The 16,895-nt window shown below is 67.4% G+C and carries 13 protein-coding genes and 1 riboswitch; of the genes, 9 read left to right on the plus strand and 4 right to left on the minus strand.

From position 1 onward, the window contains the following. Positions 1-11: 11 nt before the first annotated feature. Positions 12-2,243, minus strand: coding sequence for an MMPL family transporter (locus ACFXKA_RS08350; protein WP_379426647.1), 2,232 nt, complete (start codon positions 2,241-2,243; stop codon positions 12-14). A 158-nt stretch (positions 2,244-2,401) separates the two neighbouring features. After that, positions 2,402-3,793, minus strand: a complete 1,392-nt coding sequence (locus tag ACFXKA_RS08355; protein ID WP_354850598.1) for a threonine/serine exporter family protein — start codon at positions 3,791-3,793, stop codon at positions 2,402-2,404. Positions 3,794-3,925: 132 nt separating this feature from the next. Between ACFXKA_RS08355 and ACFXKA_RS08360 the strand changes: the two genes are divergently transcribed. Further along, positions 3,926-5,833: an acyl-CoA dehydrogenase gene (locus tag ACFXKA_RS08360; RefSeq protein WP_379426648.1), complete on the plus strand. Its 1,908-nt coding sequence runs from the start codon at positions 3,926-3,928 to the stop codon at positions 5,831-5,833. A 292-nt stretch (positions 5,834-6,125) separates the two neighbouring features. Beyond that, positions 6,126-6,794 carry a phosphatase PAP2 family protein gene (locus ACFXKA_RS08365; RefSeq protein ID WP_379426649.1) on the plus strand — a complete coding sequence of 223 codons (669 nt, stop codon included), beginning with the start codon at positions 6,126-6,128 and terminating at the stop codon, positions 6,792-6,794. On the opposite strand, the gene ACFXKA_RS08370 is transcribed toward ACFXKA_RS08365, so the two are convergent. Both ACFXKA_RS08370 and ACFXKA_RS08375 read right to left on the minus strand, forming a co-directional pair. Further along, on the minus strand, positions 6,769-7,656 hold the full coding sequence (locus tag ACFXKA_RS08370; RefSeq protein ID WP_379426650.1) for a nuclease-related domain-containing protein: 888 nt from the start codon (positions 7,654-7,656) through the stop codon (positions 6,769-6,771). The two genes, ACFXKA_RS08365 and ACFXKA_RS08370, sit on opposite strands and share 26 nt — an antisense overlap. Before the next feature lie 83 nt (positions 7,657-7,739). Continuing rightward, positions 7,740-9,434, minus strand: coding sequence for a GMC family oxidoreductase (locus ACFXKA_RS08375; protein ID WP_354850572.1), 1,695 nt, complete (start codon positions 9,432-9,434; stop codon positions 7,740-7,742). A 217-nt stretch (positions 9,435-9,651) separates the two neighbouring features. Here ACFXKA_RS08375 and ACFXKA_RS08380 point away from each other — a divergent pair, with 217 nt between their 5' ends. From ACFXKA_RS08380 to gcvP, 7 genes are all read left to right on the plus strand, one after another. After that, entirely contained in the window at positions 9,652-10,269 is a 618-nt protein-coding gene (locus ACFXKA_RS08380; protein ID WP_354850575.1) for a CDP-alcohol phosphatidyltransferase family protein, read from the plus strand. Positions 10,270-10,331: 62 nt separating this feature from the next. Then, complete coding sequence (gene gcvH / locus ACFXKA_RS08385) at positions 10,332-10,730, plus strand: glycine cleavage system protein GcvH (protein ID WP_364625017.1); 399 nt, start codon at positions 10,332-10,334, stop codon at positions 10,728-10,730. Positions 10,731-10,915: 185 nt separating this feature from the next. Beyond that, on the plus strand, positions 10,916-11,383 hold the full coding sequence (gene garA, locus ACFXKA_RS08390; RefSeq protein WP_354850581.1) for a glycogen accumulation regulator GarA: 468 nt from the start codon (positions 10,916-10,918) through the stop codon (positions 11,381-11,383). A 44-nt stretch (positions 11,384-11,427) separates the two neighbouring features. Continuing rightward, on the plus strand, positions 11,428-12,213 hold the full coding sequence (locus ACFXKA_RS08395) for a MerR family transcriptional regulator (protein WP_354850583.1): 786 nt from the start codon (positions 11,428-11,430) through the stop codon (positions 12,211-12,213). A 67-nt stretch (positions 12,214-12,280) separates the two neighbouring features. Beyond that, the gene (locus ACFXKA_RS08400) at positions 12,281-12,754 is read left to right on the plus strand and encodes a bifunctional nuclease family protein (RefSeq protein ID WP_040807814.1); all 474 of its coding nucleotides are present in this window, start codon (positions 12,281-12,283) and stop codon (positions 12,752-12,754) included. Between the two features lie 207 nt (positions 12,755-12,961). Further along, positions 12,962-13,528, plus strand: coding sequence for a MerR family transcriptional regulator (locus ACFXKA_RS08405; RefSeq protein WP_354850586.1), 567 nt, complete (start codon positions 12,962-12,964; stop codon positions 13,526-13,528). A 139-nt stretch (positions 13,529-13,667) separates the two neighbouring features. Beyond that, a riboswitch (glycine riboswitch) is annotated at positions 13,668-13,762 on the plus strand. Positions 13,763-13,925: 163 nt separating this feature from the next. After that, a complete protein-coding gene (gcvP, locus tag ACFXKA_RS08410; RefSeq protein WP_379426651.1) occupies positions 13,926-16,766 on the plus strand; it encodes an aminomethyl-transferring glycine dehydrogenase in 2,841 nt (946 codons plus the stop codon). Positions 16,767-16,895: the final 129 nt, after the last annotated feature.

The raw sequence follows: 16,895 nt of genomic DNA on the forward strand, positions 1-16,895 counted from the left end.
CCTGGGGCGAATCAGCTTCGGGCGTCGGCCAATTCGGCGCGGCGCAGGTGGGCGGGTTCGTCGCGCAGGACGGGTTCGCTCAGGCCGATGCGTTGCTGGATGCGTTTCATCCAGGCCGGCGCCCACCAGACGCGGTCGCCCAGCAGCTTCATGGCGGCGGGGACCAGGAGCATGCGCAGGACGGTGGCGTCGATGACCAGGGCGGCGATCATGCCGTAGGCGATGTACTGCATGAGGACCAGGTCGGAGAAGGCGAAGGCGCCGGTGACCACCAGCAGGATCAGGGCGGCGGCGGTGATGATGCGGCCGGTCTGGGCGGTGCCGGAGCGGATGGCCTCCTCGGTGGTCGCGCCGCGCGCGCGGGCTTCGACCATGCGGGACACCAGGAAAACCTCGTAGTCGGTGGAGAGGCCGTAGATGATGGCGATGATCAGGAACAGGATGTTCGCCTGAATCGGCTGGGGGGTGAAGTTCAACAGGGTCGCGCCGTGACCCTCGGTGAAGATCCAGGTCAGGATGCCGAGCGTGGATCCCAGGCCGAGCACGCTCATGAAGGCGGCCTTCAGCGGGAGGACCAGGGATCCGAAGGTGAGGAACATCAGCAGCGTGGTCATGGCCAGCACCAGCAGGATCATCAGGGGCAGCCGTTTCAGCAGCGCGGCGATGGCGTCGTGCTGAACCGTCGGCACGCCGCCGACCAGGACGGTCATATCGTCGGGGACCGGCAGTGCCCGCAGATAGTCGATGGTCTTGTCGTACTTGGTGGAATCGATCAGATAGGCCTGGGTGCGATAGACGTTCGGCTGTGTCTGGGAGCGGGTCGGAATCTCGAAACCGGTCGAGAGCCCGGTGGTGACCAGCCCGGGAGCGCGGCTCGCCTGTTCGATGAAGGGGCCGACCTCGGTGCTGTCACCGGCGGTGATGAGCAACTCGATCGGGTCGGGCTTGCGGAGCGGGAAATAGGTGTCGATCTGCTGCTGGGCGACACGAGTCGTATTGTCCGGCGGCAGATATTTCTCACTGAAGCCGCCGAAGGCGATATTGCGGACCGGCACGATCAGCACCAGCAATCCGAGGATCAGGACCGCGGTGATCTCGCGGGGATGCCGCATCACCCAGCTGGTGGACCGGCCCCAGAAGCCCTCCTCCACCTCCTGCGCCGAATCGGTACGGCGGAATCGCTTGATGCCCAGGGCATTCACCCATGGCCCGAGGATCGCCAGCATGGCGGGCAGAATCGTGACGGCCGTCAGCGCCGCGAGGGTGACGGTGGCGATCGCGCCGTACGCGATGGACTTGAGGAAACCCTGCGGGAACAACAGCATGCCACCCAGGCTGGCGACGATCATGGTGGCCGAGAACAACACCGTGCGGCCCGCGGTCATCACCGCACGCCGGACTGCGGCGGGCGTGTCGTATCCGGCGGCCACCTCCTCGCGGAACCGGCTCACGATGAACAATGCGTAGTCGATGGCCAGGCCCAGGCCGATCATCGAAACGACCGGCGCCACGAAGGAATTCACCTCGGTCACATTGGTGATCGCCCGGACGATGCCGTTCGCGCCCAGAATCGTCAGCACACCCATCAGGAGCGGCAGCGCCGCGGCGACCACGCCGCCGAAGATGAAGAACAACAACACCGCGACCGCCGGAATGGCCAGCAGTTCCATGCGATGGGTATCGGCCGAAATGGTGTCGGTCAGGGCGGTCGAGACCGGTTGCAGGCCACCGACGTACACCTTGATACCCGGAATCGAGAACGCGTTCTTCACGGTCGTGGCGGCATTGTCCTTCAGCGCGACGGAGGCGACCGCGCGGGTCCGGTCCTTGGTGGCGAAGGCCGCGGAGGAACCACGCGTGGCGGAGACCTCGGGCCAATACGTGGCGTACACGCCGGCGATGTCGTTCGGAAAGCGCTGGGCGAGCCCGTTGAGGCTGTCCACGATCGGCTGGCTCACGTCCGGATCGTCGACGGTTTTCCCGTCGGGCGCCTGATAGAGCACGATCACATCGGCGGCGTGGTTCGGCCCGAACGCATTGGCGGCCAGCACCGCGGCCTGCGCGGACTCCGAGTTCGGATCGTCCAGACCGCCCGCGCTGAGCCGGCTCTCGAAGCCCCAGGCGTAGCCGCCGAGACCGAGCAGAGCGGCCGCCACGATGCCCAGAACGAGAAAACGGTGGTTGGCTACGAGTTTTCCCCATAGCGCGAAGACATCGCGGTCACGCGGGCTTCTCGTGGTCATACTGCACGGTAGCAGTCAAGATCACGAGGAGTGAAAATCGTTGTATCAGAATATAATAAGTGAATTCCGGAACGTGATTTAGCGATAGAAAACAAGTATGGATCGTGGTGAAAAGGCCGTGCCGGATCGCCGGGCTGTGATCACCCGGAGCGCTGTGATCACCCGGAGCTGAGCCGTGGCCGGCGCAGCGAGCCCATGCGCTTCACGATCCGGGGCCGGCGCAGATCGCGGGCGATCCACTCACCCAGGGTCACACCGGCCGCCAGCGCCAGGCCGACCGCGAACGCACTGAACAATTGGTTGAGCCCGACGATCAATTCGTCATTGAGCAACGCGTAGAGACCGCGATAGACGCGCAGACCGGGGAGCAGGGGAGTGATGCCCGCGACCGCCACCACCAACGGGGGAGTCAGGGCGCGGCGCGCCACCAGACCACCGGCCAGACCCACCACCGTGGCCGCCACACCCGACGACACGATCGGGCCGAATCCGAAGTGCTGGACCAGCAGATAGACGATCGTGGCCGCCGCACCGCTGACCGCTGCCGCCGCGACGGCGCGCCGCTCCGCATAGCAGGCGAGCGCGAAGGCCGCCGAGGTGAGCGCGCCCGCGAACAGCTTCAGGGGCAGGTTGGTCAGGTCGCGGGTCGAGGTCATGTCGGCGATCGGAACCGTCGCCCCGAACACCTCCGCCACCCGCAGCGTGAACGCGATACCGGCGATGATGCCGCCGGTCATCATGATCACTTCCAGCATGCGCGCCGACGCGGTGATCGGCGCGCCGGTAATGGCGTCCTCGACCGCGCCGACCAGCTGTAAACCGGCCAGCAGCACCGTGATTCCGGCGGCGATGATGAGCGAAGGGTCCAGATGCAGGCTCTCGGCGAAGGTGGAGACCAGGACCGCGGGCACGGTGGCGATGATGCCGCCCACCATGTGCTGGAAGAAGAACGGCAGACCGCGCCGATTCAGGATCCGGTTGGTGCGATCGATCATGGTGGTGGCGGCGAAGCTCAGCAGGGCGATGAGCAGGCCGCCATTGAGCAGCAGCGCCACCGCCGCGGCCATGACCGCCCAGCCGACCGTCGCGAGCCACCGCGGGTACGGGTGCGGCGCGGACGTGATCTCGTCCAGTGCCGCGAGCGCCTCCTGCGGCGGGACCAGTTCCCGGCGGATGCGGCGGGTCAGCCGATCGGCGGCCGCGAGGCGGGTGAAGTCGAGCGACCGGTAATGCACGACGCGCATGGTGCTGTACGGCGGCAGCCGCGGTCCCCGGTCGGCGGAGATACGAATCGAGTTGTAGGTGACGTCGATATCGCATTTGGACAGCCCGTAGGTGGAGGCGATGAATTCGATCTGCGTCGTGGTGTCCATGACCGCGGTCCCGGACGCCAGCACCACCTCGCCCACCCGCTCGGCCAGATCCATCACCTCGGTGACCGTCGCGTCGTCGGTGACGTCGATCGGCTGGACCGGAGCGGGCGCTTCGACCACCGCGTCGACGGTCGCGCGGCGTTCCGCGACCAAGCGGCCCACCGCGCCGGTCAGCATCCGGCGCCACCGGGCGCGTAGCCCGGAAGGCGCCTCCGCCTCGATAGCCACATCGGTGCTCACATACAGAAACGTACACGGGTGCGGGAGATCACCAGGTTGAGCAGTTCGATGGCAGTAGTGTTTTCGAGTATGGCGACGAGCGGCGTTTCGATTTCGGAAGAGCTACGCGCGGCACTCGACGGCCCCTGGCGCGATGTGCGCGAACGAGCGCGGGGCATCCTCGACGACGATCGCCTCTACGGTGACCCCGCCCTCGACATCAAGGCGGCGCGGGCGCGCGTGCTGGACCAGATGCAGCTGGTCGCCTCCTTCGGCTGGGTCGAGGGCGGCTTCCGGCACCCGGACGGCAGCCCGGGTGACCCGGGCGCGGTGGTCACCGCGCTGGAGATGCTGGCCTACACCGACCTGTCGCTGTGGGTGAAAAGCGGTGTGCAGTGGGGTCTTTTCGGCGGTGCGGTCGAAAATCTGGGCACCGAGCGCCACCGCGAGTACATCGACGAACTGATTCCGCTGCGCCTGCTCGGCTGCTTCGCCATGACCGAGACCGGGCACGGCAGCGATGTCGCCAACCTGGAGACCACCGCCACCTACGATCCGGCGACCCGGGAATTCGTGGTCCACAGCCCGACCGACTCGGCCCGCAAGGACTACATCGGCGGCGCGGCCGAACACGCCCGCATGGCAGCGGTTTTCGCGCAGCTGATCACCGGCGGCGAGAGCCAGGGCGTGCACTGCTTCCTGGTGCCCATCCGCGACGAGGCGGGCAGCGACCTACCCGGGGTGACCACCTCCGACTGTGGTCTCAAGGGCGGCCTGCCGGGCGTCGACAACGGCCGAATCCTGTTCGACCAGGTGCGGATTCCGCGGGAGAACCTGCTCAACCGCTATGCCGACGTCGCACCGGACGGCACCTACAGCTCCGAGATCGAGAACCCCAGCCGCCGCTTCTTCACCACCCTCGGCACCCTCGTGCGCGGCCGGATCAGTGTCGGCGGCGCGGCCTCGGCGGCCACGCGGGTCGCGCTCGGCATCGCCGTCCGCTACGCCGAGCAGCGCCGCCAGTTCGCCGACCCCGACACCGGCGAGGAGACGGTGCTGCTGGACTACCGCAGCCATCAGCGCCGTTTGCTGCCGCTCGTAGCGCGTTCCTACGCACTGGCTTTCGCGCAGAACGATCTCGTGCACCGCATGCACCTGGTGCAGACCGGCCAGACCACCGACCCGCGCGCCCAGCGCGCCCTGGAGAACCGCGCCGCCGGACTCAAGGTCGCCCAGACCCGCCACGCCACCCAGGCGATCCAGGAATGCCGCGAAGCCTGCGGCGGCGCAGGCTATCTCACCGAGAACCGCCTGGTCACCCTCAAGGCCGACACCGATGTGTTCACGACCTTCGAAGGTGACAACGTGGTCCTGACCCAGCTGGTGGCCAAGGACTTGCTGACTGCCTACGCCGATGAGGTGCGCGACCTCGACGCCCTCGGCTGGGTGCGCTTCGCGGCCACCATGGCGCGCGATGTGGTGCGCGAGCGATCCGGTGTGCGGCAGATGATCCAGCGTCTGCGCGACCGCGGCGACGAATCCGTCGACGAGGCCGACCTGTCCCGGCGGTCGGTCCAGTTGCAGCTGTTCGCCGATCGCGAGGACTACATGGTCCGCACCGCCGCGCACCGGCTCCAGGCCCGCGCCAAGGAGACCGGGCCCTTCGAGGCGTTCAACAATGCCCAGGACCACATCCTCGCCGCCGGCACCGCGCACATCGAGCGGTTGGTGCTGGAGGCCTTCATCGACGGCATCGCGGAGATCGAGGACCCGGACGCGCGCGCCCTCGCCGATTCCGTCTGCGACCTCTACGTCTACTGGACCATCGAGCAGAACCAGGCCTGGTACATCATGCACCGGTTCATGTCCGTGGAGCGGGCCAAGGCGGTGCGCCGCGGTGTCAACGAACTCGTCGATCGGCTTCGGCCGCAGGCGCTCACCCTGATCGAGGGACTCGGCGTGCCGGAGGGCATGCTGCGCGCCGCCATGCTCGGCTGACCCCGGTCGCCGTCGCAGCTGAATCCTAGTGCCTCCGTGCATCATTGAGAGATTCCACACACGACCCGCCTCACCAAGGCCGTCTCGCCCTGGCCCGAACCCGTGCCGAGCCGTGCCCCCGCAGCCGCGACAGCACGGTCGGGCTGATCATCGGCACCGTCCGCGACGCGCGACCATGCCAAGGGCGTCGCGGTGTTGTGGCATGCGATCGGGCCGCGCGACGGGCTGCTGCGGCGCATGCTGGTCGAGCGCCGATCCTGAGGCACGGGCGGGCCGTCGGTATCGTGCAGCCGTGACTCGATCGACCGCGCCCGCCCCTACCCCGCCGGATCACCGGATACGCCGAGCCGCCCTGCCCGCCATCGTGCTGGCGGGGGTCATCGTCACTGTGCTTGTGCCGCTGTCGTTTCCGGCGAGCGGCGGGTCGACGAGCGCGGATCTGGTGCTGGAGCGCGATATCCACTCGGGGCTGGACGCGCACACGTGGGTGTATCGAGTCCTGGTGTTTCCCAGTAACAGTTATGTGGTCCTGCCACTGCTGTGCGCCTTTGCGGCATGGTTCGCCTACCGCCGCCAATGGTGGCAGGCCGGATTCGCCCTGGTGGCCCCCGAGCTGGTGGTGGCCGTCAATACCTTTGCGCTCAAACCGTTCTGGGACCGCAGGCTCGACCACTATCTCGCCTACCCCAGCGGGCACACCGTCCAGCTGGTCGCGGTCGTCACCGCCTTCGCGCTGGTGGCCGAATCCGCCCGCGTGCGGACCGGCACGGTGATCGTCATGGTGGTGGTGCTGCCGGCCGTCATGATCGGCATGGTCGGCTTCGGATACCACCATCCGACCGATGTCCTGGGCGGAACAGCGGCCGCTGTCGCGCTCGTGACCGCCCTCTACCTACCGTTCCGCTACTTCACGGCTACACCGGTTGCCGCGCTGTCTAATACGACGCCGCCCCCGCGATGATGAACCACACCACCCACAGCACAGCCACCAGGAAGCCGAGCGTCAGCATCACCCGCATGAGCCCGCGGGTCACTTCGATCCGGTCGCTGCGGCGCGGGTAGAGCTTGCGCGGGCTGAACCACGGCTCGGGGATGTTCAGACCGCGCGCCGACGCGTGCTCGCGCTCCAGCCGCGCCTGCTCCTCGGCGAAGGCCTCGGCCTGGGCCTGCTGCGGACCGCCGTGCCACAGCGTCGGATCCACCGGGCCCAGGAAGCCCTCGTTCAGCAGATCCTGCGGCGCGGGCAGATACGGCAGGATGCCCAGACCGCGGAACGCCCAGGCCACGTCATTGGCCGACCACTGCGGCCGCCCCCGCGAGAGCAGGCTGGTGAAGTGGTCGCGCAGCCGCCGCTCGTCGCCCAGCAGCACCTGGAAGCTGGGATCGTTCCACAGCTGGGTGACCCGCAGGTTCGAACCGGGCGCCGGCACCACCAGCACGATGCCGTGGATGACGCGCTGCCCGAGTCCCCGTTCGGCCAGCCAGTTCTGCAGTGCGAAAGTGTGATCGCGGGACTTGTCCAGTGGACTGCGCTTGTCGCCGCCCTCGAAGGTGATGATCCGGTCGCCGACCCGCCAGGGGCCGTTGACCGGAACCTCGAGCTCGCCGTCCATGCGCTCCGACAGCGTCTCGGCCTCGATCACCACACAGCTGGTCGGCGTCCACACCACCGCGTCGAACGGATGCAGCTTATCGCCGTGGAACAGACTGCAATTGACGGTGGCGACGCCCTTGGGATCGGTGCTGCCCTTCCAGGTTCGCAGCCAATCGATGAGCACCTTCTCGGCGTGGCCGCCGGCGGCGTTCTGCACTCGGACGAGCATCGGCTCTCACCTTCCTCGTCGATCGATACCGGGAAATGGTACGGGCACAACACCCCAAATTACCGCCGGGCACGCCGCCGCGCTCAGTTCGCGGAGAGCTCGTGATCGTTCGGGAACAGGGGAAGTCGCAACGCGCCGGGCGCGAAGTCCGGCACCACCGCGTGCTTGGGCGCGACGGGGCGGATCCGACGATACGCGGCGCCCAGCTCGGGCCGGGGATCGGCCTCGTTTCGGTTGGGCCAGAACGCCATTGCGCGCTCGGCCTGGGCGGTGATGGTCAGCGACGGGTTCACGCCCAGGTTCGCCGTCACCGCCGAGCCGTCGGCGACATGTAGACCCGGATGGCCGTACACGCGCTGATAGGGGTCCACCACACCGCTTTCCGGGCCCTCCCCGATGACGCAGCCGCCGATGTAGTGGGCGGTGGCCGGGATGTTGAACACGTCCATGGCCAGCATCTGCACGTCGCCGTCGACCTTCGCCCCGAAGCGGCGGCCGACATCGTGCGCGAGCGGGATCCAGGTCGGATTCGGCTTGCCCATGCCCTGTTTGGTCTTCAGCTGCCCCCAGCGCCGGAACGAGGTCAGCGAGTTGTCCAGCGACTGCATGACCAGCAGGATGACCGACTTCTCCGACGCCCGCCGGGCATTGAGACTGCGCGCGAACACCACCGGGTGCAGCAGCATGGCCAGCAGGAAGCGCAGGAACCGGAACGCGCCGCCGTCCACCAGCGGCACCGACAGCGGGAACAGGCCGTTCTGGCCCTTGCCGTAGTGGCACACCTCGACATGGGTGTCGGGCTCGGGATGGATCGAGGAGGTGATGGCGATGCCCTCGGCGAAGTCGTCGCGCGCCTTGCTCACCACGTTCAGGATGGCCTCGGAGTTGGAGCGGGTCAGCTCGCCCAGCCGCGGCGACAGGTTCGGCAGCACACCCTCGTCCCGCATCTTGTGCAGCAGCTTCTGGGTGCCCAGCGCGGCCGCCGCGAACACCACCTGCTCGGCGGTGAACACCTTGCGCCCCTTGCGGATCCAGCGATCCGAGCGCTGTGTCTCGATGGCGTAGCCGCCGCCGGTCATGGGCCGCACCTTGGTGGCCGTGGTCAGTTCGAACACGTGCGCGCCGGCCCGCTCGGCCAGGTACAGGTAGTTCTTGGGCGTCGTGTTCTTGGCGTTGTGCGGGCAGCCGGTGAAGCAGCGCGCGCAGTGGATGCAGCCGGCGCGCCTCGGCCCCGCACCGCCGAAGTACGGGTCGTCCACCTCCTCGCCCGGCGCGGCCTCGTTGAAGAACACGCCCACATTGGTGGCGTGGAAGGTGTCGGCCACGCCCAGATCCTCTGCGACCGAACGGATCACGTCGTCGGCCGGGGTCATGCGCGGATTCGGGGCCACGCCCAGCATGCGCTGCGCCTGGTCGTAGTACGGCGCGAGCTCCGAGCGCCAGTCGGTGATGTGGGCCCACTGCCGGTCGGTGTAGAAGGCCGGCAGCGGCTCGTAGAGGGTGTTGCCGTAGATCAGCGACCCGCCGCCCACGCCCGCCGCCGAGAACACCGCGCACTTGCCCAGAATGCTGATGCGCTGGGTGCCGGTCAGCCCCAGCCGCGGGGCCCAGATCGACTTGCGCACATTCCAGTTCGTCCTGGGGATGTCCTCGGCGTTCCAGCGGCGGCCGGATTCCAGCACGGCCACCCGGTAGCCCTTCTCGCTCAGGCGCAGCGCGCTCACGCTCCCCCCGAACCCGGAGCCGATAACGACGACGTCATAGTCGAAGTCGGGCATGGTCTTTCCTCTCCCTGGGCTGTACCGATCAGCCTTCACCACTGGGGCCCGAACCGCAGCACGCCCCGCGAATTCGCACCCCTCCAATACGATGAGAAAATACTGATGTCATTCTCTCACCGGGTGAGTATGACAGCGAACATATCGGTTGGCTCCGGCGGCGGCGCGGCGGCGTGCCCGGATGGAGATGGCGCAGCGATTGGGGTATGACCGGGTTGTGACAACCGAGCGGAACGCCGAACCGGTCTACAGCGACCGCATCCTCACCGTGCCCAACGTGCTCAGCGTGATCCGGTTGATCGGCGTCCCGGTTTTCCTGTGGCTGCTGCTCGCCGAGAAAGCCGACGGCTGGGCCTTCACGCTGCTGGTTCTCAGCGGCATCACCGACTTCCTGGACGGCAAGCTGGCCCGCCTGCTGGATCAGTCGTCCAAACTGGGCGCCATCCTCGACCCGCTGGTGGACCGCCTCTATCTGCTGGCGACCCTGGGCGGCTTCCTGATTCGCGGCATCCTGCCCTGGTGGGTGGTGCTGATCCTGGTCGGCCGCGACGCGATCCTGACCCTCACCCTCGGCATCTACCGGCGCCGCAACCTCCCCCCGCCCGAGGTCATCTACCTGGGCAAGGCGGCCACCTTCGCGCTGATGTCCGCGCTGCCCTGGCTGCTGGCGGGGCAGATGGACTGGGCGGCGGCGGGTTTCGGCCGCGCTTTCGGTGGGGCATTCTTGATCTGGGGCACGGCGGTCTACGTCTGGACCGGAATCCTGTATCTCCGCAAAGCCGTCGCCGTGGCCCGAGCGATACCGCCCGTGCCACATCATGATCACTCCCGATAGGGTGTGCGGCGGACGGATCGACGACGATCCCGAGAGGAACGCCCGTTGAAAGGACACTGCCAGTGACCGCAGTACCCGAGGATTTGCGCTACTCCGAAGAGCACGAGTGGGTGAGCAAAGTGGGTCCGACCCGGGTGCGGGTGGGTATCACCGATTACGCGCAGTCGCAGCTGGGTGACGTCGTGTTCGTGCAGCTGCCCGCGGTGGACTCCGACGTGGCGAGCGGTGACAGCATCGCCGAGATCGAATCCACCAAGAGTGTGTCCGACATCTACGCCCCGCTGGCCGGGAAAGTCGTTGCGGTGAACGATCTTCTGGATGCCGAACCCGAGACGGTCAACTCCGACGCCTACGGCGACGGGTGGCTCTTCGAGGTCGAGGCGGAGTCCGCCGAGGCGCTCGAAGCGGCACTCGGAAAGCTCCTCGATGCCGCAGGTTATCAAGGAGTTATCGGAGGCTGAAGGAGCCTTCACAGTTCTACCTGCACGGGTACGCCCTGGCAGGGTACGGTCAATGCCAACAGAAGTGCGCGCAGCCGGTGTCCGGATTATCCGGACCTACCCGAAGCGGGGAGTGGCCGGAGTGCCGCATCGCTGAGGGCATCAACTGCTTGCATGGATTATTCGGTTCGAGGAGGAGAGCAAGGGTGAGCGAGAACAAGGACCCGGGTTACCAGGAAACGGCAGCAGAGACCACTTCGGTGTTCCGTGCCGACTTCCTGAACGAGGTCGACACGTCGCGCACCGAGCAGACCGGCGAGCAGCCGGTGCAGGGAGTGGAGGGCCTGCCCGCGGGCGCGGCCCTGCTGGTGGTCAAGCGTGGTCCGAACGCCGGCTCGCGCTTCCTGCTCGACCAGCCGACCACCTCGGCGGGACGCCATCCCGACAGCGACATCTTCCTGGACGATGTCACCGTCAGCCGGCGTCACGCGGAATTCCGCCAGGACGACGACACCTTCCAGGTCGTCGATGTGGGCAGCCTCAACGGCACCTACGTCAACCGGGAGCCGGTGGATTCCTCGGAGCTGCAGAACGGTGACGAGGTCCAGATCGGCAAGTTCCGTCTCGTCTTCCTGACGGGACCGCGACCGGCGACGAGCGACTCGGGTCTATAGGACCGAGCGGAATGACTGGCGCAGCGCAGTGGACGCGCGGAGGCATGTCGATCGGCTCCGTGCTGGATCTCCTGCGTCCGGATTTTCCGGACATCACCATCTCCAAGATCCGATTCCTGGAGTCGGAGGGCCTGATCAGCCCGGAGCGCACGCCCTCGGGGTACCGCCGCTTTCATGTGGCGGACGTCGAGCGCCTGCGCTTCGTGCTGACCGCGCAGCGGGATCAGTACCTGCCGTTGAAGGTGATCAAGGAACAGCTCGAAGCGATCGACAGTGGGGCGGCGACGCTCGGGGTCCGGGAGGCCCGGGCCCGGGCGAACGCCGTGGGAGGGGCCGTGCCCGATTCCAGACCTGGGCCCGACGCGAGAGATGGTCTGTCGCCCAATGGAGGCGGCCGCCTGCGGCGGCTGACCGCCGTGCCCGGTGAGGTATCGCCCGAGGAGCTCCGGTTCGACCACGAAATCCGGATCACCCGGGCGGATCTGCTCGAGCAGGCGGGCATCGACGAGAAGTTCCTGACCGAGCTGATTCGCGCCAACCTCATTACCCCCGGTGCCGCAGGCTATTTCGACGGCGACGCCGTCACGCTGGCCCGCACCGCCCAGGCTCTGAGCGAATTCGGTTTGGAGGCAAGGCATCTGCGCGCCTTCAAACTGGCCGCCGATCGCGAGGCCGCCATGGTCGCGCAGATCGCGGCGCCGATCGCCAAGAGTCGTGACGCGGATGCCCGCGCCCGGGCCGAGGAGACGGTCCGCGAGTTGGCGGCATTGTCGCTGACTCTGCACACCTGCCTGGTGAAGACCTCTGTGCGCGCTTCCCTCGGGGGCTGAATTCTTCGCCTAGACTCGGTATTACAGCCGGGTTGGGCGGCCGGTGAGGATCTTGGGAGGCAGTGCGATGAGCGAAATGCGTGTGATCGGCATCCGTGTCGAACAACCACAGAATCAGCCCGTGCTGTTGCTCCGAGAGGTCTCCGGCGACCGCTATCTACCCATTTGGATCGGCCAGGCCGAGGCCACCGCGATCGTGCTGGAGCAGGAGGGCGTCACGCCCATCCGCCCGCTGACCCACGATCTGATCAAGATTCTGATCAAGGAGCTCGGGCACACCCTCAAAGAGGTGCGGATCGTGGATCTGCAGGAGGGCACCTTCTACGCCGATCTGGTCTTCGAGAACGATCTGCGCATCTCCGCGCGGCCCTCGGATTCGGTGGCGATCGCGCTGCGGGTGGGCTGCCCGATCTATGCCGAGGAGCCGGTGCTGGAAGAGGCCGGACTGGTCATGCCGGACGAGCGCGAGGACGAGGTCGAGAAGTTCAAGGAGTTCCTCGAATCGGTATCTCCCGACGATTTCAAGGCCACGGACAGCTGACCAGTTCCTGACCTGGTAATGATCTCCAAACGGGACGAAACAGGGTCTCTACCTCAGGTTTAGGGTTAAAAACACGCGGCTGATCAAGCTTTGCCGGTGCCGATTCTGCCGCGACAATCAGGGGAGTAGCCTCGATTGTTAGGCCAACGCTCCAGAGTCGATTGACAGAGCCCGAGCCCTGATAGGTAAGCAGTAAGGGAGTAGTCAGTGGGAGATCAACCGCAACCTCAGGATGTGGTGCAGCCAGGGCTGTTCCCCGATGACACGGTGCCCGACGAACTCGTCGGCTACCGCGTGCCCAGCGCTTGCCAGGTGGCCGGCATCACCTACCGCCAGCTCGATTACTGGGCCCGCACCGGACTGGTCGTCCCGTCCATCCGCAGTGCCACCGGATCCGGCAGCCAGCGCCTGTACTCGTTCAAGGACATCCTGGTCCTGAAGATCGTCAAGCGGCTCCTCGACGCCGGCATCTCGCTGCAGAACATCCGCATCGCCGTGGATCACCTGCGCAGCCGGGGCGTCGAAGACCTCGCCGGGATCACCCTCTTCTCCGACGGCACCACCGTCTACGAGTGCTCCTCCGCCGAAGAGGTGGTCGATTTACTGCAGGGTGGCCAGGGCGTGTTCGGCATCGCCGTCAGCGGCGCCATGCGCGAACTCACCGGAGCGATCGCCAACTTCCCGGCCGAGCGCGCCGAGACCGCGACCACCTCGGACCGTCCCGAGGACGAGCTGTCCTTCCGCCGCAAGGCCCGCATGAGCAAGACCGGCTAGGCACCCTTTTCCGGACGCGCGTCGCTTCTTGCGGCGCGCGTTTCGGGTATCCGGGGCAGGCCTTTCGGACTGCGCCACAGTCTGAAACCTGCCCAGGCAACATTCTTGTAACCTGGCGCCGCTTAGACTGACAGTGCGTCGCAGCCGTGCGGGAGAGTTCCGGGATAGTCTCGGACGCCGAAGGAGCAGCACCTCCCCGTCAATCTCTCAGGCACCAGGGACCGTGCGGAGTTTCGACGCCTCTGGAAAGTGGTGACCTCGTGTCACCCGCCCATGGTGAAAGGTCAACGGCCGCAAGGCCGGGGTCCGAATCTCTCAGGCATCGAGGACAGAGGGGGAGGGCAGACGACACGTCGGCCGCCGGGCCGACCCCCGCCCACCCCTTTGGAGAGCAGCCGTGATCTGGACTCGTTCCTTCGCCGACCGCCACATCGGCCCCGACAGCGGCGAGACCGGCCGCATCCTCGAGACCGTGGGCGTCGAGTCGATGGACGAACTCGCCACCCGGGCCGTGCCGGCCGGCATCCTGGACGCGCCCGAGGGCAATGGGCTCAACGCGCTGCCCGCCGCGCTCTCCGAGCACGAGGCGCTCGCCGAGCTTGCGGCGCTGGCGAATTCGAATACCGTGGCCACCTCCATGATCGGGCTGGGCTACTACGACACCCTCACCCCGCCGGTGCTGCTGCGCAATCTCGTCGAGAATCCGGCCTGGTACACGGCGTACACGCCCTACCAGCCGGAGATCAGCCAGGGCCGCCTCGAGGCGCTGCTGAACTTCCAGACCATGGTCGCCGACCTGACCGCCATGGAGGTCGCCAACGCCTCCATGCTGGACGAGGCCACCGCGGCGGCCGAGGCCATGACGCTGCTGCAGCGGGCCAACCGCAAGAGCAAGTCCGAGCGGCTGCTCATCGACACCGATCTGTTCCCGCAGACCCGGACGCTGCTCTACACCCGGGCCCAGCCGCTGGGCATCGAGATCGTCGAGGCCGACCTGGCGGGCGGGGAACTGCCCGAGGGCGACTTCTTCGGCGTGATCGTGCAGCAGCCGGGCGCGTCCGGCCGGATCGTGGACTGGGCGCCGGTCATCGAGGCCGCGCACGCGCGGGGCGCGCTGGTGGCGGTCGGCGCGGATCTGCTTGCGCTGACGCTGATTACGCCGCCGGGCGAGCAGGGCGCGGACGCCTGTTTCGGCACCACGCAGCGCTTCGGCGTGCCGCTGGGCTTCGGCGGGCCGCACGCCGGCTACCTCGCGGTGCACAGCGCGCACGCGCGTCAGCTGCCGGGCCGCCTGGTCGGCGTCTCCGTGGACGCGGACGGCAACCTGGCCTACCGGCTCGCCCTGCAGACCCGTGAGCAGCACATTCGCCGCGAGAAGGCGACCTCGAACATCTGCACCGCGCAGGTGCTGCTGGCCATCCTGGCCGCCATGTACGCCTCGTATCACGGCGCGGACGGGCTGCGCTCGCTCGCGCGCCGGGTGCACGGCCACGCCCAGTGGCTGGCCGCCGGACTCGGCGACGCGGTGGTTCACCAGACCTTCTTCGACACCGTGCTGGTGAACGTGCCCGCGGGCGCGGAATCCATTGTGACCAAGGCGAAGGGTCGCGGGATCAACCTGCGGCTGGTCGATGCCGACCATGTGGCGATCGCCTGCGACGAGGTCACCACCGACGCCCACATCGTCGACGTGCTGGACTGCTTCGGCGCGGAGATCCCGGTCGGCCCGGAGGGCGCGCTCTTCCACGGCAAGCAGCGCCCGCACATCGAGGTCCGCACCTCGGAGTACCTGACCGCGCCCGCGTTCACCAGGTACCGCACCGAGACCGCCATGCTGCGCTACCTGCGCGCGCTGTCGGACAAGGACATCGCCCTGGACCGCAGCATGATTCCGCTCGGCTCCTGCACCATGAAGCTGAACGCGGCCGCGGAGATGGAGTCCATCACCTGGCCGGGCTTCAACCGGGTGCACCCCTACGCCCCCGTCGAGGACGCCCCGGGCCTGATCAAGCTGATCGAGGACCTGGAGGGCTGGCTGTGCGCGGTCACCGGCTACGACCGGGTTTCCTTGCAGCCCAATGCCGGTAGCCAGGGCGAGTACGCGGGTCTGCTGGCCATTCGCCGCTACCACCTGGATCGCGGTGACTCGCACCGGGACACCTGCCTGATCCCCTCCAGCGCGCACGGCACCAATGCCGCCTCCGCCGCCATGGTGGGCATGCGGGTGGAGGTCGTGAAGACCCGCCCCAACGGCGATATCGACCTCGACGATCTGCGTGCCAAGATCGCCGACCACGCCGAGCGGCTGGCCTGCATCATGATCACCTACCCGTCCACCCACGGCGTGTACGAGCACGAGGTGGCCGAGCTGTGCGGGCTGGTGCACGAGGCCGGCGGCCAGGTGTACGTGGACGGCGCGAACCTCAATGCCCTTGTCGGACTGGCCCGTCCGGGCAAGTTCGGCGGCGATGTCAGCCACCTGAACCTGCACAAGACCTTCTGCATCCCGCACGGCGGCGGCGGCCCGGGCGTGGGCCCGGTCGCGGTGCGCGAGCACCTGGCGCAGTACCTGCCGGGCGATCCCCTCGACAAGGGTTCGCACGCGGTGTCGGCGGCCATGTACGGCTCGGCCTCGATCCTGCCGATCACCTGGGCCTACATCCGCATGATGGGCGCCGACGGCCTGCGCCGCGCCACCCTGACCGCCATCGCCTCGGCCAATTACATTGCGCGCAAGCTGGATCCGCACTTCCCGGTGCTCTACACCGGCGACAACGGCATGGTCGCCCACGAGTGCATCCTGGATCTGCGCGAGATCACCAAGCGCACCGGCGTCACCGTCGACGATGTGGCCAAGCGCCTGGCGGACTACGGCTTCCACGCCCCGACCATGAGCTTCCCGGTCGCGGGCACCCTCATGGTGGAGCCCACCGAGAGCGAGAACCTCGAAGAGCTGGACGCTTTCATCACCGCCATGATCGCCATCAAGGGTGAGATCGACCAGGTCGAGGCCGGGGTCTGGCCGGTCGAGGACAACCCGCTGCGCGGTGCGCCGCACACCGCGGAATGCCTGGTGGGCGAATGGGATCACCCCTACAGCCGCGAACTCGCCGTCTACCCGATGGGCGTGAAGCATGCCCGGGCCAAGGTGTGGCCCTCGGTGCGCCGCATCGACGGCGCCTACGGCGACCGCAATCTGGTGTGCTCGTGCCCGCCGCTGGACGCGTACGCCGAGTGATCGGCGACTGACCGTCGAACAGTGAAGCGGGGCCCCGGGGCCGCCGAACAGGTGGGGGCCGCAGCGCGAGGTATTAAAAAAAAATAAGCACAAACAAAAAACCACAAAAAACCTACACGTACAAGGAGA

The sequence above is a fragment of the Nocardia sp. NPDC059228 genome, from assembly GCF_042754245.1.
In the GTDB taxonomy this organism is placed as follows: Bacteria; Actinomycetota; Actinomycetes; order Mycobacteriales; family Mycobacteriaceae; genus Nocardia.